This is a genomic window from uncultured Chloroflexus sp., assembly GCF_937951745.1.
Lineage (GTDB): Bacteria > Chloroflexota > Chloroflexia > Chloroflexales > Chloroflexaceae > Chloroflexus.
Window position 1 is genome coordinate 1 of record NZ_CALFBQ010000052.1, and the last position, 18,359, is coordinate 18,359.

An 18,359-nucleotide genomic window follows, 5' to 3' on the forward strand; every position below is an offset into this window, starting at 1 on the left:
GCGACCGTGGCGTGGTAAGAACGCCACTCGCCGACCTTCCAATTCACCGATGATAAACGCATCGCTGGGATCGCCAAACGGTGTTGTCAGGCGCACCTCTTCCGGATTTTTGAGATCGGGCATTGCATACAGGCCGCTGCCGCCAATCACACCGATCATTACGCTGCTCATAGCCAGTGCTCCTCAGTTCAGAAGACTATGCCTTAATGAGTATACCGTAGGTGGTGGGGACTAGGAAGAGGGGGATGCCCCCCACCCTCAGCCCCTCCCCCACACGGGGGGAGGGGGGGTGCGACACCGTATTCGGCAAACTTGCCGAAGCGTACCCTCCTCCACGAGGGGGTGGCCCCCACCCCCAGCCCCTCCCCCACGAGGGGGTGGCCCCCACCCCCAGCCCCTCCCCCACGAGGGGGGAGGGGGGTGGCTCCTCACTTCCGATCCTTCCCGAAGAAAGGGGAATGCAGATAGGCAGGTTTAAAACCTGCATCTCCCGCTCGCTGCGGTGTAGCATGATTGGTTTGCTATCAGGCAGCGAGCTGTGCGTGTGGAAGATTGCGGCGGGGCTGCGCCTCGTCGCATTGCCGGCAGCTATGCGTCCACACTACTCGCCTCTACGCTTGCAATTTACCATGCGCGTTTGATACAATTATGCTTGTATAGTGCATATGGCACTGCGTATGTCCAACCCCCTGCAAGGAAACATAGTTGCTTTTGTTAGTGCGTCTTCTTGCAACCAGCGACGATTACCGTCATGCGCTGATATCCCTTGAATGGTACCTTGATGAGTTGCTCAAGCTGCGGGTGTTCCTACCGGAAAGGATGCCGCAGCGTGCGCAGCAGCCGATAAGCAATTTGAGGCAAGGGCATCAAGCAGTTGTTAACCGATTAGCAAAGTTCGTTGGCGCGAACGTATGAAGGCACAGCTTCTTGGTGGAGGAAATCGATGACCCCTCGTTGTACAACTATCATAGCCATTTTGCTGACGGTGCTGGTTGCCACGTCCCTGCCCGCGCCTGTGATGGCGAACCATCATGCTGTCCCGCTCGCTATCGGTCCAACGTTCTCAACGAGTCTGTCAGAAGTTTTATCATACACCGCCATCGAGGCTGGTGACATACACACCTGCGCGCTGACCACTGCCGGTAATGTGCGCTGCTGGGGTGCCAACTACAGTGGACAACTGGGGAACGGGACGACAACCGACAGCAGCACGCCGGTGGAGGTGAGCAGGCTGAGCGAAGTGAGCGCCATCGCGGCCGGTGGGTTTCACACCTGCGCGCTGACCACTGCCGGTAATGTGCGCTGCTGGGGGAGCAACTCCAGTGGACAACTGGGGAACGGGACGACAACCGACAGCAGCACGCCGGTGGCGGTGAGCGGACTGAGCGGGGTGAGCGCCATCGCGACCGGTGATACGCACACCTGCGCGCTGATCACGACCGGCAGCGTGCGCTGCTGGGGTAACAACTTCTTTGGACAACTGGGGAACGGGACGACAACCGACAGCAGCACGCCGGTAGCGGTGAGCGGACTGAGCGGGGTGAGCGCCATCGCGGCCGGTGCGTTGCACATCTGCGCGCTGACCACGACCGGCAGCGTGCGCTGCTGGGGTCGTAACTCCGATGGACAATTGGGGAACGGGACGACAACCGACAGCAGCACGCCGGTAGCGGTGAGCGGACTGAGTGGAGTGCGCGCCATCGCGACCGGCGGGTACCACACCTGCGCGCTGACCGAGACCGGCGAAGTGCGCTGCTGGGGTCGTAACTTCTCTGGACAACTGGGGGACGGGACGACGATGAGCAGGAGTACGCCGGTGGCAGTGAGCGGGCTGAGCGGGGTGAGCGCCATCGCGGCCGGTGGGTTGCACACCTGCGCGCTGACCACGGCCGGCGAGGTGCGCTGCTGGGGGAGCAACTTCTCTGGACAACTAGGGAACGGGACAACGACTAACAGCAGCACGCTGGTGGAAGTGAGTGGGCTGAGCGGGGTGAGCGCCATCGCGACCGGTGGGTTTCACACCTGCGCATTGACCGCGGCCGGCGGCGTACGCTGCTGGGGTCGCAACTCCTCTGGCCAACTGGGGAATGGGACAACGACCGACAGCGGCACACCAGTGGCGGTAAGTGGGCTGGCAAGTGTGGTGAGTGTGAGTGCCATCGCGGCCGGTGCGTACCACACCTGCGCGCTGACCACGGCCGGCGAGGTGCGCTGCTGGGGTAACAACTACTTTGGACAACTGGGGGACGGAAGAATTTTTTTCTCGACAATGCCAATGAATGTTTTTTTCTCGACAATGCCGACGAATGTGATCAGGTTGCTCTTCCTGCCGTTGATTGCGAAGTGATTTGAGGGGGTGGCCCCCCACCCCCGGCCCCTCCCCCACGCCGGGGGGGAGGGGGGGGATGGCTCCCCACCCCCGGCCCCTCCTCCACACGGCAGGAGTGACGCATTCCCCCCTCTCCCCGTGTGGGAAAGGGGGGCAGGGGGGTGAGGGGCACCGGGTACCTTCCCCATACACCTGTGCGTATCGTTGGTAGAGTACTTCGTCATCCGTGGCCGGGGGTGAGGGGCACCAGAGGTATCCCCCCACCCCCGGCCCGTCCCCGACGTTGGGGGTGTAGTACCCGGTTGTGACAAACACATCGTTATGCTGGTATAATACGTATTACCATTGATGACCCTGTATGATCATACCGCTATGGCGCGTGAAGAGACAGTGTTGTTGCAGGCGAAGATTGCGCCGCCGCGCCCGCATCGCTACCGGCTGGTGCGTCCAGAGGTTACGGCACGTCTACGCGAGGCGTTTGATTATCGGGTTACTATCGTGCAGGCCGGCGCCGGCTATGGTAAGACGACGGCACTGGCCGAGTTAGCAGAGAATACAGGCGCCGTTTGTTGGTATACGATCGGCGAGAACGACCGTGATCCGGTGACGTTTTTGACCTATCTGACCGCAGCGTGTGGGCCGGTTCTGCCACAGGGTGCGCCAGAGGCGCTAGCGGCACTGCATGCTCGCCCTGCTGACAGGACGGCGTGGACGCAGGCGCTCGATGGGTTGCTGAATACACTGGCCGGCGCTACGCCGCGACCAACGCTGCTTATTCTCGATGACTACCACTTCGTGACAGCGTCCGCCGAGATCCGCGCATTGACCGAGCGACTGATTACCTACGCGCCACCGTGGTTGAGTCTGTTGATCGCTACCCGTTACCCGATTGTCAGCGGCGAGCTGGTGCGCTGGCGCGCGCGCGGCGAGGTGCTGGAATTGCACCGCGAGGCGTTGGCCTTTACCCGCGACGAGATTGCTGCGCTCTTCGCCGAAGTCTTTGGTATGCTGTTAAGCGCTGCCGATGTCGATCTGCTCAGCCACCAGACGGAAGGGTGGCCGATTGCGTTGCAACTGGTCTGGCAGGGGTTGCGCGGCGGGCAGGCGCGGAGCGTGGCTGAATTGCTGGCGAACGGCCCGGCTTCACTGGCGGCGTTGTTCGATTTTCTAGCTTCTGATGTTCTTGATCGCCAGCCGCCAGAGATTGCCGCCTTTTTGCGCGCAACCGCGCCGTTGCGGGTGCTGACTGCTGCTGCCTGCGATGCGGTGCGACAAGCTGATGACAGCGCCGAGTTGTTGGCGCAAGTGCGCGATCGTGACCTCTTTGTAGTTGAGTTGGGAACCGATCACTATCGCTACCATCACCTATTTCACGACTTTTTGCGCCAGCAGACGCGCCATGATCCCGATCTGGCTGCACGACACCGGCGAGCAGCCCAGCACTATACTGCGGTCGGCCTCGCTGAAGAGGCGATCTACCATTGGTTTGCCGCCGGCGAAGGTGCCATCGCAGCCAATGCGGTTGAGACAGCCGGTGAAGAAGCGTTGCGTAATGGACGGCTCGATACGGTAGCCGGTTGGATTGATTCGCTGCCGGCTGAGTTGATCGCCACTCGGCCTCGCTTGCAATGCTACCTTGGTGATCTGTACCGATTGCGCGCTCGTTTTGATGAAGCTCGTCGCTGGTATACCCAAGCCGAAGCGACCAGTCGCCAGCGCGGTGATCGGGCCGAATTGGCTCGCGCGTTGTACGGTCAGGCGCTGGTTTACATCGATCAGGTGCAGCCTGCCCAAGCCGAGAGTGTGTTGCAAGAGGCGCTGCGGGTCAGCGAACGGTTAGAAGATCAGGTTGCCCGCGCCCGTGTGCTCGAATTACTGGCCGAGAATAAACTCAATATGGGTCAGCCTGCCGAGGCTGAAGCCTTGCAACAGCAAGCGAGCCAGTTGCGCGCGGCTAGTCCGGCGGCTGATCTCCTTAGTGCGCGGGTCAAGCTGCGCACCGGTCAATTGGCTGCGGCGCGCGCCTTGTTGCAGGCATGGCGCGATCACGAACGGGTAGCAACAGCGCGCGGCGCGACCCCGGCCCCCCGCGGCCATCGTGAAGCGGTGTTGGTGCTGGCCTTAATCGCTGCGTTTGAGGGCGATGTTGATCAGGCGCTCGCATTGGCCAGAGAAGGGGTGCAAGTGGGGATTGAACGCAATTCCCGCTTTATTACCTCGGTTGCTTACGCCCGGCTTGGCCATGCGTGGTTATTGCAGAGTGCCACTGCCGACGTAGCCGCCCGTGATTACGCGCTCGATTATTACCGCAAAGCGTTAGCCGAGGGCGATGCCTTAGGGGTGGATCGGTTGCGGGTGGAACCTCTGTGGGGGTTAACCCGCCTCTACGGGTTGGCTGGCGATCTGGCCGCTGCCGAGAGCGCCGCCGCCGATGGACAGGCATTTTGCCGTTGGGCTGGTGATCTCTGGTTGGGCGCGATGATCCAATTGCAACGCGGCGTGAGTCACGTGATCGCCGGGCACATTGAGTGTGCGCAAGAGATTCTCTTAGCAGCACGCGCCGATTTACGTGCGTGTAGTGATCGATTCGGCCAAGCAGTGGCTGCGCTCTGGCTCGCCCTTGTCTATCATGAACAACGACAGGATGCGGCGGCAATTGCTGCAATTAATGAGGCGTTAGAACTGAGCGCCACTCACGGCTACGATTATTTGTTCACCCGTCCAACCTTTCTCGGTGTCACCGAACCGCGCCGGCTATTGCCGATCCTTCTTGCTACCCGCGCCCGTGGTCACCATCGCGACTATATCGAGCGGTTACTAGCTACGCTGGGGTTGCGTGGCCTAGAAGCCCACCCCGGTTATCAGTTACGGGTGCAGACGCTGGGAGCGTTTCGGGTTTGGCGTGGCGATCACGAGATCGAGGCCCGCGAGTGGCAGCGCGACAAGGCGCGTCAGCTTTTGCAGGCGTTGATTGCCTATCGCAACCGCTGGTTGCAACGCGAAGAGCTGGCCGAGATGCTGTGGCCGCACCTCGCCCCAGAAGCCGCGATCCGTGACTTCAAGGTGGCCCTGAGTGCGCTCTATCGGGTGCTCGAACCGAGTCGCAGCGAGGCAACCTCGTCGTTCATCGTGCGCGATGGCAGCGCCTACCGGCTGCGCCCCACCGCCGATATTTGGCTTGATTGCGCCGAACTGAGCGCCGGATGCACCGATGGGTTGCGCTTGCTCGATCAAGGCCGCACCGAGGCCGGCATTCAGCGGCTGCAAGCGGCCATCCAGCTCTACCAAGGTGACTTTTTACCCGACGTGCTCTACGAGAGTTGGGCTGAAGCCGAGCGGGAACGGCTGCGCAATACCTTTTTGCGTAGCGCCGACCGGCTGGCACAGACGCTGGCCGAGCAGGGACGCGACGAAGAGGTGATTGCCCTTGCCGAACGCATGCTTGCTCACGACAACTGCTGGGAGCGGGCCTACCGGCTGTTGATGCTGGCGTATGCTCGCCAAGGCAACCGCGCCGCCGCCTTGCGCGTCTTCCAACGCTGCGTCGATCATCTGGCCCGCGAATTAGAGGTTGAACCGTCGCCGATCACGCTCGCCTTGGCCGAACGGCTACGTACCGGTGATACTACACTCCCGCCTGTTACCGATTTGTAACCGCCACGCAACCCCCTTCTGCTACCCTCAACCACAAATCCCCGGCTACACGTTGCGCATTTGCGCGTATCGCGGCGGCAACGCCGCATAGAACACATGGACGTGATGAACCTTGGCGACTGGCTTGGTCGTCGCGCGCAGTTGTCACCGCATAAGGTGGCACTGTTCGATGCCCAGAACGGGATGCGCCCGATTACCTACGGCGAGTGGCATGCAACTGCTAATCGCACGGCCAATTTGTTGCGCGAGTTGGGAGTCGAGCAGGGCGATCGAGTGGCTACGTTGGCCCAAAATTGCGTCGATCTGCTCGATTTGTGGTTTGCCTGCGCGAAACTTGGGGCTATTTTGCAACCGCTCAACTGGCGGCTGACCCCCGCTGAGCTGAGCGATCTGATCGCCGATGGCGAGCCGAAGGTGCTGGCCTACGGCCCAGAATATGCGGCAATGACGCTCACCCTGCGCGCGCAAGCCGCATCGGTCACCCACTGGCTAGCAATTGACGGCGCGTCACCCGCCGATCCGTCCGATCCCACCATTGCCCAACGCGACGCCTTGCCCGCCGAATGCGCTCCAGTCACACTCGGTTGGAATGACCCGTGGGTCATCTGCTACACCGGCGGTAGCACCGGCTTGCCGAAAGGAGCCATCCTCACCTACCGCAGCATTGCCGCCAACGCGGTTAACACCGTAATGAGCTGGGGGCTGCGACCTGATGACGTAGCTATTTTGAACGCACCTTTGTTCCACACTGGCGGCCTTAACGTCTTTACTGCGCCACTCGTGCAGATTGGCGGTGCATCGATCGTCTGTCGTACCTTCAACGTTGATCAAGTCTTTGACCTGATCGACCACGGCCCGGCTACACTCTTTTTCGGTGTACCGACAATGTTCATTGCGATGCAGCACCATCCACGTTGGCCGACCGTTGATTTCAGCCGGATGCGGATTGTGATTAGCGGCGGTGCGCCGTGCCCCGAACCGGTTTTTCATGCCTTCTGGGAGCGTGGCATTGACTTCAAGACCGGCTATGGCCTCACCGAAGCCGGCCCCAACACCTTCTGGTTGCCGCCGGAATTGGTGCGCACCAAACCGGGAGCGGTCGGCTACCCATTGATGTTTATCGATGTGCGCGTGGTAGCTAGCGATGGCCGCGAGTGTGGCCCTGATGAAGTCGGTGAATTGCAGATCCGTGGCCCGCACGTCTGTGCTGGCTACTGGCGCCGACCCGCTGAGACAGCAGCCGCGTTTGTTGATGGCTGGCTACGCACCGGCGATCTGGCAAGCTTTGATGCCGATGGATGTTATCGCATTGTGGGCAGGTTGAAAGATGTAATCATCTCTGGCGGCGAAAACATTTATCCCGCCGAGGTCGAGAGCGTCTTAGCCGGGCACCCGGCTGTCGCGGAAGTGGCACTGGTGGGGATGCCTGACCCGCACTGGGGCGAAGTGGGGTGGGCGGCAGTGGTGGTGCGCCCCGACATTGACTTCTCTGACCAAGATCTGCTCGCGTTTGCCGGCGCGCGTTTGGCCCGCTATAAGCTGCCGAAACGGATTGTCACTCTTCCCGAATTACCCAAAACTGGGGCCGGCAAGATTGATAAGCAGGCGTTGAAGCGGATGTTTCAACAACACGGAGGGAACGCTATGAATGCTAAGGGGTGAGGCCATTCCTCTGCGGCAAACATACCCCACCCCTAGCCGGGGAAGGGGGCCGCGTCAGGTAGGAGTAGGGATGGGAAGTGAGGCTCATCAGCCCGCACAGCAGGCTTCGTAAGCGTAGCCCGGCTTCAGGACCGGGGGAGGTGGGCAGACCGCGTCATCTCGTGGTTCTTCCCTCTAGGCGTCCTCGGCACCTTTTGCGGTAAGCATCCTCCCGTTGGAAAAGGGATAGGTGTATCGTCTCATTACGAATGGAGCATAGCATGAGCAAGATTCCTACCTTGCCCGGAATTACATCCACCATGGTTCAAACCCCACGTTTGCAAATGCACCTCCTCAGCAGCGGCCCGGCTGACGGCGAGCCGGTGCTCTTCGTGCATGGCAATGCGTCGTCGGCAACGTTTTGGGAAGAGACGATGCTGACCTTGCCGGCAGGTTTTCGCGCGATCGCACCTGACCTGCGTGGCTACGGCGAGACTGAAGACCGCTTGATCGACGCTACTCGCGGGTGCGGTGACTGGGTGGATGACCTACTCGCCCTGCTCGACACGCTTGGCATTGAGCGTTGTCACGCAGTAGGACACTCGCTCGGTGGGGTTGTGCTCTTTAACCTGATTGCAACTGCGCCGCAGCGGATCATCACCGCTACGCTGGCCGCTCCCGGCTCACCCTATGGCTTTGGCGGGTGCAAAGGGCTGAATGGCGAACTCTGCTGGCCAGACGGGGCCGGATCGGGTGGCGGCACGGTCAATCAGGCGTTTGTTGAGCGGATGGCGGCGGGTGACACTACCGAAGAGGCGGGGGTAGCTGCGCCACGGGTGGTGATGAATACTTACTACTGGAAACCACCCTTCCGCCCGGCCCGCGAAGAGGCGCTGCTGCTCTCGATGCTGAGCGAGAAGGTTGGACCGCAACGCTACCCCGGTGACTTTAAGCCATCACCCAATTGGCCGGGGGTTGCGCCGGGAGTATGGGGGCCGATCAACGCGATCTCGCCGTTGTACGTGGGCGACTCGGTCGAACGGTTCGTTGCTGTCAATCCCAAGCCGCCGATCTTGTGGGTACGCGGGGCTGATGATCAGATCGTCAGCGATATGTCGCTATTCGATGTCGGCACACTCGGCCAGCTCGGCGTCTTGCCCGACTGGCCCGGCCCAGAGGTCCATCCACCGCAGCCGATGATCAGCCAGACCCGCGCCGTGCTCGAACGCTACGCTGCCGCTGGTGGCACGTACCGCGAAGTGGTGTTCGAGAACTGCGGCCACACGCCGTACATCGAATATCCAGAGCAATTTAATGCAGCCTTTCATGCGCATTTGACGGGTAAGGGGTAGGGAAGAGGAAGGAGGGCCGTATGCCCACTATCAAAGCCGGTGATCTCGATGTGCATTATCTCGATCACGGTCAAGGTGAACCTGTCATTTTTGTGCATGGCAATTGGGCCAGCAGTGGTTGGTGGCTGCGGGTGCTGGAACGGTTGCCCGCCGGCTACCGTGGCCTAGCCCCTGACCTACGCGGACGGGGGGCGACGCAAGGGCCTGACAACGACTACACCATGCCATCGTTGGCCGCTGACCTCTGGAACTTCGCCGATGCGCTCGGTATCCAGCGCTGCCATCTGGTCGGCCATTCGTTGGGAGCGGCAGTTGTGCTGCAAGCCGCCCTTGATCGGCCCGATCGCGTGCTGACGATTGCTGTCCTCGCGCCGCCGTGGGTCGATGGCATGCCCGACGAAGTGTATCAACCTGACCGGCAGCAACTCCTCAAAGATAACCCCGACTTCTTTGCACAAGCGATCAAGGCGATGGCGCCAACTGCGCCGGAAGATGACTTCTGGCGTGAACTGGTTGCAATCGGGCACAGCCAGCGATTGAGCGCAGCCAATGGCGCAATTGACGCATTACGTGCATGGAAGCCGGGCGACCAACTACGCACGATTGGCGTGCCGGCGCTGGTAATGGGTGGCGAACTTGATCCACTGGTCACCGCCGAGACAGTCAAACGCGCCGCCGAAGCATTGGGGGTCGCACCGCAGATCATTACCGGCGTCGGCCATTCGGCCAACCTCGAAGCGCCCGACCGATTTGTCGCATTATTGACAGCACATTGGCAACACATCCCGTAGTGACACAGCGTGCTGTGTGACTATAACCTACGCCAAGGAACATCCGTATGACGCCGATCCCAAGCGGTACCCGTTACGACCGTACTCACACCGTCACCCAAACGGACATCGATCGCTTTGCGGCGGTGAGCGGCGACACCAACCCGATCCATACCGATCCGGCGGTGGCGGCGACTACCCGTTTTGGCCGCACCATCGCCCACGGCATGCTGCTGTACGGCTACATCCGGGCCGCGCTGCACACGCTGGCGCCAACCGGTGTGCAGCGCCAACAGACCCTCAGCTTTACCAACCCGGTGTTTGCCGGTGAAACGATCAAGATCATCGTCGAGGTACTAGAAAGCAATGGCAACCAGCTTCGTTGTGCGGTGAGTGTCGCGCGCAGCGATGGCAAAGTGGCGTGCAGTGGCGAAACCGTGCTTGAGATACCGCATGGATAACGTTGTGACAATCCAACCTAACGGCCCGATGGTGGCGATCACGCTCAACCGGCCAGCGCAGCACAACTTGCTCACGCCAGAGTTGCTGGCCGCGCTGCTAGATGCGCTAGCCACTGCGCGCCACCACCATGGCGTGCGCGCAGTGATCTTACAAGCCGCCGGGCCGTCGTTCTCGCGCGGAATCGACATTGCCAGCTTAGCCAGTCACGCTGAGCGAGAGTTGTACGCCGATGGATTACTGCGGCAATTGCACCGGGTGATGCTAGAGTTGATCGATCTGCCGGCGCCGCTGATCGTCGCCGTGCAAGGGCAGGTTAATGGCAGCGCCATGGGGCTGGTGCTGGCCGCCGATGTGGTCGTAGTCGCGCCAGAAGCGAGCTTCACCGCTTACACCACCACCCTTGGCCTTAGCCCGGAGGGTGGTTGGGCGACGCTCTTGCCACGCTTGATCGGCCAACGGCGTGCAGCCGAGGCGCTGCTGCTCGAACGATCGATCAGCGCTGAAGAGGCAGTGGCGTGGGGCTTGGCCAACCGGCTCGTGCCAGCCAGCCACCTCGTCGAAGAGACACAAGCCGTGGCTCATCAGATGGCGGCGCAGTTGCCGGGGAGTATCGCCTGTACCCGCCGGCTGCTCTGGAGTGAACGCGATCGGTTGGTTGCCGAACTGGATCGCGAACGGGAATTGTTTTGCGCGCAGATCCGGTCAATCGAAGCCAGCATTGGCCTTAACGCTTTTCTTGACCGGCAGCGCGCCATGATGACGGAGACAGACCTGTGAAACAGCTTGCCGTTGGTATGCAAGCCACGACGCAACGCGTATTCGACGACCAACTGATCGCCGAATACGCTGCGCTCTGTGGTGATCAGCCGGGCGAGACCGTGCCAGAGCCGCTGATCGGCGCGCTCTTTTCTTACCTGCTCGGCGTCGAGTTGCCCGGTTCTGGTTCAGTCTATCTCAAACAAGACCTCATCTTTACTGATAGCGCGCGTGCCGGCGAAGTGTTAACTGCGACGGTAACGATTACCCACATCCGCGCTGACAAGCCGTTGGTGACATTCCAGACCCGCTGTACTGGTGCTGATGGGCGTCTGATTGCCGACGGCGAGGCAATCGTGATGGCGCCGAGGTAGGGAACAGATAAGCAGCGTGCACGATTTGTTGTCCGGGCAGACCGAGGGAGCAAATGAAACCGGTGCGGAGGAGTAGCAACCCGCTCTGGAAACCGCATTCACCCCTCAGCAGCCCGCTGGTGATAAGAGAAGGTTAGTCAAAGGAGACCGTTCAATGCAGAGTACCCATCTTGTCCGCCGTTTTGCCATCACGATAGTGGTGATCCTTGCGCTGACGCTAAGCGCATGTGGCGGTGGCCAGACCGCACAGCCGACCGCTGCGCCGCAGCCAACTGTCGAACCGACTGCTGCGCCCCAACCAACCGCCGCGCCTGCGGTGGCCCCCCAACCGACCGCTGTACCAACAACCTCAGCCACTACCGGCGAGCCAATTGTGGTTGGCTTGATGACCGACAACTCTGGCTTGCTCGCCATCTACGGCCCCATGCTGGAGCGTGGCTTTACGCTCGGTTTGGAGTATGCGACCAACGGCACGAATGCGGTGGCAGGCCGCCCAATTAAGGTGGTTGTCAAAGATACCGCTAGCAATCCAGAAACGGGTGTCTCGTTGGCGCGGGAAGCAATCGAAAGTGATGGCGCAGATGTGCTGGTCGGTTCTCCTAGCTCGCCGGTAGCGCTAGCGATCTCGGCTGTTGCTGCCGAAAACAAGATTATCTACATCGCTGCGCCGGCAGCGACCCCCGCCCTCACCGGCGATAACTTCAACATCTACACCTTCCGCGCCGGGCGTACCAGTGTGCAAGACGCGCTGACAATGAGTGCCGCACTCTTGCAGACTGGCAAGAAGTTTATCCAGATTGCCCAAGACAACGCCTTCGGGCGCGGCTCGGCAGGCGCGTTCTACCTCACGGTGAAGGCGCTTGGCGGTGAATTTGTCCTCAACGACACTGCTGAAGGCGCCGGCACCGTCTTTGCCCCGCCAGATACCACCGACTTCACGCCATACATCAACCAGTTGCTCGATTCGGGGGCGGAAGTGTTGATCGTCACGTGGTCAGGCACTGGCTTCGTGCCGATGTTCCAGCAGATGCAACAACTGGGTGTGTTCGATGTAATGACCGTCGCGACCGGTTTTGGCGACAACCAGACCATGGTCAACGGCTACGCTGATGCAATCGGCTCGGTCGGCGTGAGTGTGTACCACTACAGCCTGTTTGACAACCCGGTCAACCAGTGGCTCACCGAGCGTCACAAAGCGGCTTACGGTACGCCGCCCGATCTCTTCACCGAGAGCGGCTTCAACGCGGCGATAATGCTGGTCAAGGCGTTGGAAGCGACCAATGGTGATCCAGCGGCTGAGGGGATGATCGCCGCGCTCGAAGGCATGACCTTCGACGGGCCGAAGGGTAGCTACACCGTGCGCGCATCGGATCATGTGCTCTTGCAGCCGATGACGCTAGTGCGCCTGCTCAACACCAACGATCCCGACTTCAAGTTCTTCGAGCTGGTGACGCTGTTCACGCCTGAGCAGACCGCACCACCCTGCATGGTGCCGGCGGCAATGAACCGGTGCCCATAGGAGCGCAGCGCACATGTGGAGTGCGGCAGTTAAACCGCCGCACTTCCACCAACTCTCTTGAGGCTTGGAACAGATGGTGACAAGCCGCTGCGCACATCACCGGCTTCTGGTTGATGAACCCCTACACGGAGCAACGCAATCGGAGCGAGGGTAACACCCCGAGGAGTCTACGTGAGCGATTGGATTATCGAAACTCACCGCCTTACCCGCGACTTCGGCAGCTTGCGCGCCGTCGATCAGGTTGATCTGCGCGTGCGCACCGGCAGCATTCACGCCATTATTGGCCCGAACGGCGCTGGGAAAACCACCCTGTTCAACCTGATCAGTGGTTATCTCAAGCCAACCTCCGGGCGAGTACTGCTGCGCGGGCAAGATATTACGCGCGTGCCGTTGCACCGCATGGCGCACCTCGGTATCGGGCGTTCGTTCCAGATCACCAACATCTTCCCGACGCTGACGGTGCTGGAAAATGTGCGGCTAGCGGCGCAGGCGCGCGGGCATGACAATTTTCGGCTGTGGACGAGCGCCGCCAAGCTGCGAGCCTACACCGAGCGGGCGTTAGCAGCATTGCACCAAGTTGGCCTCCACGAGCGGGCCTTGCAGATTGCCGCCACCCTGCCGCACGGTGACAAACGCCGGCTTGAACTGGCGATTTTGCTGGCCGGCGATGCCGATATTCTGCTACTCGATGAACCGACTGCAGGTATGGCAACCGAACAGGTGCCGATGCTGCTCGATCTGTTGCGCGGCATCCGGCAAGGAACGAACAAAACCATCTTGATCGTTGAACACAATATGGCTGTCGTGATGAGTTTGGCCGAGACGATAACCGTCATGCATCAAGGGCGCGTGCTGGCAGAGGGTACTCCGGCGGCGATCAGCGCCAATCAAGCGGTGCGCGAGGCATATCTGGGCACGGCTTTCGCCGGAGGGCAGCCATGAGTGACGTGTTGCTTGAAGTAGACACCATCCACACCTTTATCGGCCAATTTCACATTCTGGAAGGGGTCTCGCTAAAGGTGCGCACCGGCAGCATAACCGCGCTACTTGGGCGCAATGGCGCCGGCAAAACGACCACACTGCGCTCGATTATGGGTCTCAACCCACCGCGCAGTGGCAGCATTCGTCTCGCCGGTGAACCGATTAATGGTCGGCCAGCCTACAACATTGCCCAGCTTGGCGTTGGCTATGTGCCTGAGCATCGGGCCGTCTTTCGTGATCTAACCGTCGAAGAGAATCTGCGCCTCGCCGAGCGCAAGCGTGGCGATTTAGCCCGACGAAGTGACTTCATTATGTCACTCTTTCCTGATCTCAAGCGGTTTTACCGCCATCCGGGCGGTAAGCTGTCGGGTGGCCAACAGCAGATGCTGGCGATTGCGCGCGCGTTGGTAGCCGATAACCGGCTCTTGCTGATCGACGAACCGAGCGAAGGGTTAGCGCCGATCATCGTCGAGCAGATTGTGAGTGCATTACGCCAAATGTCCGCAGAGACGACGATCTTGTTGGTAGAGCAGAATTTTGCGATGGCAGCGCAATTGGCCGACGAATATTACATTCTCGATGATGGGCGCAGCGTACAGCACGGGCGTATGGCCGATCTAGTGCATGACCATGCCACGATTGATAAATATCTCGGCGCAGGTTAACGCAAAGGCGTAAAGGAGGCAAAGACGCAGAGATGCTAAACGCAAAGGACGCGAAGCTGTTATGGTTGAAGGTCTTAGCGTATTTGTGCCAATCTCTCCAAACCCTTTGCACCTTTACGTGTATCACCTTAGCGTCTTGGCGTTAAAGGAGTAGTGGATGATCGAATGGATCCAGCGCCGGCGCGGATTGATCGCCGGCATCGTCGCGGCGATTCTCTTCGCCATTTGGGCCTCGAGCCAGTACGAACCACGAGTCTTAGCCAGCATCTTGCTGTCGGGTCTCACGCTCGGCGCACTCTATTTTTTGGTAACATCCGGCCTCTCGCTGATCTTTGGTTTGATGGACGTGCTCAACTTCGCGCACGGCACCATCTTTATGATCGGTGCGTATATCGGCTTTACGCTCTACGCCAATCCGCGCCTGCTGCTCAATATGCTGCCCTTCGTGCTAGCGTTTGTGGCCGGCTGGCTGTTGGCGCGCTGGCTGCCGTTCAGCAGTTTGCCCACCGGACATCGCCGCCCGCTGTGGGTGGTTGCCGTGCTGGTCGGGGTGTTTGCGGTCTGGGGATTTGAGTTAGCGCCGCTCGCGACCACTGCCCTTAGTTCGGGCGGGCGAGTGCCGACCGAGCAGGCTCAAGCGCCAATCGGCATCTTTATTGCACGCACAGTAGGGCTGGCGATTGCCGGTCTGATCGCGGGCGCAGCCTTCATTATCGGTAATGAGCACACACGCCAACCGGCACCACGCGATCTGGTGTTGTCGAGTGGCCTGCTTGCACTCGCAATCATCATTGCACCGCTACGCCTGAATGCCGAAGGTTGGATCCTCGCCCTTGACTCGAATGCGCGCTTTTTGCTGGCGCTGGTGGCCGGCGCTAGCGGCGGCGCGGCGTTGGGTGGATTGATGGAGTGGAGTCTCATCCGGCCACTCTATAGCCGTCCAATCTATCAAGTGTTGGTCACGCTCGGCTTGGTCTTCGTCGGCACTGAACTGGTCAAAGGCATCTGGGGGCCGGGCGGGTATTTTATGGAACTACCGGCATGGTTTAGTCGGCGCGGCCCGAGTTGCCCGTCGCCGAACCTCATTGCATGGCTGCAAGACAACTGCGCCAGCATCGACGTGCTGGGCCGGCCCTTTCCCAGCTACCGTATCTTCATTATTGCCTTGGGCATTGCGATGTTCATCGGCATTGCCGTGCTCTTGCGTTACACCCGGCTTGGTATGATCATCCGCGCTGGCGTCCAAGACAGCGAGATGGTACAGGCGTTAGGCATCAACGTTCGCCGTGTCTTTACCCTCGTCTTCGCACTAGGGGCAGGACTAGCCGCACTGGGTGGCGTCGCCGCCGCACCGTTCCTCGGTATTAGCCCCGGTCTTGGGCAAGAGTTTCAGTTACAAGCCTTCATCGCGGTAGTGATCGGCGGGATGGGCAGTTTCACTGGCGCGGCGATCGGCGCATTGCTCGTTGGCCTTGCCCGCGCGTTCGGCGACCAGATCGTGCTGACCGGCATTCAACTGCCGTGGATGAGTGAAGCGATGACGTTTTCGCCGTCGATTGCACGGGCTTCAACCGTATTGATCATGGCCTTGGTACTGCTATTGCGACCAGCCGGTCTGTTTGGCAAAAAGGAGTAGCCGATGCGGGATCGTTTCACCTCGTCACAGTGGGCCGGCCTTGCCCTCATCGGCGGCCTGATCATCTTTCCGTTTGTGATCTCGCTGCTCACCGGCCAGCCGGTTGAGTCTGGCGTACCCAAGTTCTGGCAAGGCATGCTGATTCAGGTCTTTATTCTGGCCGTCTTCGCAATGAGCTACGATATTCTAATGGGCTATACTGGGATTCTGTCGTTTGGCCATGCCCTCTTCTTTGGCACCGGCGCATACACCATCGGCATCTTGCTCAAACATGCCGGCTGGGACATCGGCTCGGCCCTGCTGTCCGTCATCGTGATCGCGATCATGCAGAGCTTAATCGTTGGCCTGCTCTCACTGCGGGTGAGCGGCGTCTACTTCGCGATGGTGACACTCGCGTTTGCGCAGATGTTTTTCCTCTTGGCCGAAGCAACCGACTTCCGCCAATGGACCGGTGCCGAGGACGGGTTGCAGAGTATTCCGGTACCGGCATGGATGAGTCCCACGACCGAACGACTCCGATTTTATTATGTCACGTTAGGTTTTGCAACAATCATGTACCTACTGGCACGGCAAGTCGTCAACTCACCGACCGGGCGGGTTATGATGGCTATTCGCGACAACGAGATGCGAGCAAGCGTGTTAGGCTATAACACGCTTACCTTCAAACTCATTGCCATTACAGTGAGCGGCGTAATGGCAGCGCTTGCCGGCGCATTCAATGCTCTCTGGAACCTCAATGCTAACCCAGCGGTACTTGGCGTTGGTACAACGATCAACGCACTGCTGATGACGATCATCGGCGGCGTTGGCTCGCTGATCGGGCCAATGCTAGGCGCTGGTGTGATCCAATTGCTCGGCTACTGGCTCAACGTCTTCTTCGGGCCAAGCTGGCCGCTCTTGTTTGGCATTGTCTACATTTTGATCGTGCTATTCCTCCCCTACGGCATCGTCGGCACGTGGCGATTGCGCAGCGCCAGTTGGCTGGCGATGTGGCGCGAGCGATCGCGATCACTCATCCGGTTCTTCAACCACCCATGATTGCACGCCGTGGGTAACAAACGAGAACGGGCGCACGATCACCCCAGCTTCGGTCAGAGCGCGCTCGATGGCCAGCCGGCGGTCGAAGGGACACGCAAACACCATAAAGCCGCCACCGCCGGCGCCCGAAATCTTGCCACCCCACGCACCATGCTTACGGGCCAGCGCGTAAACCTCTTCGACGATCGGCGGCGCGATGTGGGGTGAAAAGGCCTTCTTGACCTCCCACGCATCGTGCAGCAGACGACCAAAATCGGCAATGCGCTGTTCGCGCAACAGGCGGGCTGCAATATCGACAAACGCTTTGGTCTCGTGATGGAGGCGCAACGTATCACCTTTAACTAACCGCTGCACCTGATCGGTCATCAGATGGCGAGTAAGCAATTGGCGGTCACCGATATAGCCGATGATCAAGCAGCTTTCCAATTCGAGCAACGCCGTCGGATCACTCAGCACCGGCTCGACAATCACCCGGTCGCGCCCAAAGTGGTAGACGCACATCCCGCCAAACACTGCCGAATACTGATCTTGTCGTCCACCGGGAATGCCAAGATCAACCCGTTCGATCCGGTAGGCCAATTCAGCTAGTTGGTGTGGATCGGCGTTCTGACCAGCCACAGCGTAGAGCAACTTGAGCATACTCACCACTAGTGCCGACGACGAACCGAGACCAGAGCCGGGTGGGGCATCACTGAACATGGTAATCTTGTAGCCGGCACTCGCCGGTCGTAGTTGTGGCAAGGCATCAAGCACTGCTTGAGGCAAGGTCAGTTTGCCATCCCATTCGCGGTCGCTCACCAGCCGACTGACCTCTTGCAGATCGAGCGAGCGGATCGTAATGCCGGGTGTACTGCTGGTGGTCAGCATACAACGCACATAAAGGTTAATCGTACAGTTGAGCACTTTCCCGCCGTATTCTTCGGCGTAGGGACTGACATCGGTACCCCCGCCGAAAAAGCCGATTCGCATCGGCGCACGTGCTTTGTAGATTTTCATTGGTTCCTCCGGCCATCGTTCAGTGCCGCGGCGCCAGTATACCAGAAAGAGCAATAGGATAGGGACAAAACACTCTCTACCGGCACTTCGCGCCCATGCACTGCTACGAGTACGCCCACCCCTCCCCCCTCGTGGGGGAGGGACCGGGGGTGGGGGCCACCCCCTCGTAGGGGAGGGGCCGGGGGT

The 18,359-nt window shown here is 60.2% G+C and carries 14 protein-coding genes and 1 pseudogene; 13 read left to right on the forward strand and 2 right to left on the reverse strand.

Features of this window, described 5'->3' with window-relative positions; genetic code table 11:
• Positions 1-171, reverse strand: a pseudogene (locus tag Q1A59_RS12915) (S-methyl-5'-thioadenosine phosphorylase); the annotation flags it as partial.
• Positions 172-943: 772 nt separating this feature from the next.
• Here Q1A59_RS12915 and Q1A59_RS12920 point away from each other — a divergent pair.
• The 13 genes from Q1A59_RS12920 (at position 944) to Q1A59_RS12980 (ending at position 17,177) form a co-directional block, all read left to right on the forward strand.
• Positions 944-2,347, forward strand: a complete 1,404-nt coding sequence (locus tag Q1A59_RS12920; RefSeq protein WP_367280902.1) for a chromosome condensation regulator RCC1 — start codon at positions 944-946, stop codon at positions 2,345-2,347.
• A gap of 330 nt (positions 2,348-2,677) precedes the next feature.
• A complete protein-coding gene (locus Q1A59_RS12925) occupies positions 2,678-5,983 on the forward strand; it encodes a BTAD domain-containing putative transcriptional regulator (RefSeq protein ID WP_298407319.1) in 3,306 nt (1,101 codons plus the stop codon).
• A 96-nt stretch (positions 5,984-6,079) separates the two neighbouring features.
• On the forward strand, positions 6,080-7,645 hold the full coding sequence (locus tag Q1A59_RS12930; protein WP_299645088.1) for a long-chain fatty acid--CoA ligase: 1,566 nt from the start codon (positions 6,080-6,082) through the stop codon (positions 7,643-7,645).
• Between the two features lie 260 nt (positions 7,646-7,905).
• On the forward strand, positions 7,906-8,976 hold the full coding sequence (locus Q1A59_RS12935) for an alpha/beta fold hydrolase (RefSeq protein WP_298407314.1): 1,071 nt from the start codon (positions 7,906-7,908) through the stop codon (positions 8,974-8,976).
• Between the two features lie 20 nt (positions 8,977-8,996).
• Entirely contained in the window at positions 8,997-9,767 is a 771-nt protein-coding gene (locus Q1A59_RS12940) for an alpha/beta fold hydrolase (protein WP_298482155.1), read from the forward strand.
• A 47-nt stretch (positions 9,768-9,814) separates the two neighbouring features.
• A complete protein-coding gene (locus Q1A59_RS12945; RefSeq protein ID WP_298407308.1) occupies positions 9,815-10,207 on the forward strand; it encodes a MaoC family dehydratase in 393 nt (130 codons plus the stop codon).
• A gap of 4 nt (positions 10,208-10,211) precedes the next feature.
• On the forward strand, positions 10,212-10,985 hold the full coding sequence (locus Q1A59_RS12950; protein WP_299645089.1) for an enoyl-CoA hydratase/isomerase family protein: 774 nt from the start codon (positions 10,212-10,214) through the stop codon (positions 10,983-10,985).
• Positions 10,982-11,338, forward strand: a complete 357-nt coding sequence (locus Q1A59_RS12955) for a hypothetical protein (protein ID WP_298407303.1) — start codon at positions 10,982-10,984, stop codon at positions 11,336-11,338. Before Q1A59_RS12950 ends, Q1A59_RS12955 begins: the two co-directional genes overlap by 4 nt.
• 154 nt (positions 11,339-11,492) lie before the next feature.
• Positions 11,493-12,857, forward strand: coding sequence for a substrate-binding domain-containing protein (locus Q1A59_RS12960; RefSeq protein ID WP_298407302.1), 1,365 nt, complete (start codon positions 11,493-11,495; stop codon positions 12,855-12,857).
• 171 nt (positions 12,858-13,028) lie between these two features.
• Positions 13,029-13,799 (forward strand): ABC transporter ATP-binding protein, encoded by a 771-nt coding sequence (locus tag Q1A59_RS12965; protein WP_298407300.1) that lies wholly within the window; start codon positions 13,029-13,031, stop codon positions 13,797-13,799.
• The gene (locus tag Q1A59_RS12970; RefSeq protein WP_298407299.1) at positions 13,796-14,503 is read left to right on the forward strand and encodes an ABC transporter ATP-binding protein; all 708 of its coding nucleotides are present in this window, start codon (positions 13,796-13,798) and stop codon (positions 14,501-14,503) included. Before Q1A59_RS12965 ends, Q1A59_RS12970 begins: the two co-directional genes overlap by 4 nt.
• A 157-nt stretch (positions 14,504-14,660) precedes the next feature.
• Positions 14,661-16,139: a branched-chain amino acid ABC transporter permease gene (locus Q1A59_RS12975; RefSeq protein WP_298407296.1), complete on the forward strand. Its 1,479-nt coding sequence runs from the start codon at positions 14,661-14,663 to the stop codon at positions 16,137-16,139.
• A gap of 3 nt (positions 16,140-16,142) precedes the next feature.
• Positions 16,143-17,177 carry a branched-chain amino acid ABC transporter permease gene (locus tag Q1A59_RS12980; RefSeq protein WP_299645090.1) on the forward strand — a complete coding sequence of 345 codons (1,035 nt, stop codon included), beginning with the start codon at positions 16,143-16,145 and terminating at the stop codon, positions 17,175-17,177.
• Here Q1A59_RS12980 and Q1A59_RS12985 read toward each other — a convergent pair.
• The gene (locus Q1A59_RS12985; protein WP_298407289.1) at positions 17,148-18,173 is read right to left on the reverse strand and encodes a GHMP kinase; all 1,026 of its coding nucleotides are present in this window, start codon (positions 18,171-18,173) and stop codon (positions 17,148-17,150) included. The genes Q1A59_RS12980 and Q1A59_RS12985 overlap by 30 nt on opposite strands.
• Between the last annotated feature and the right edge of the window lie 186 nt (positions 18,174-18,359).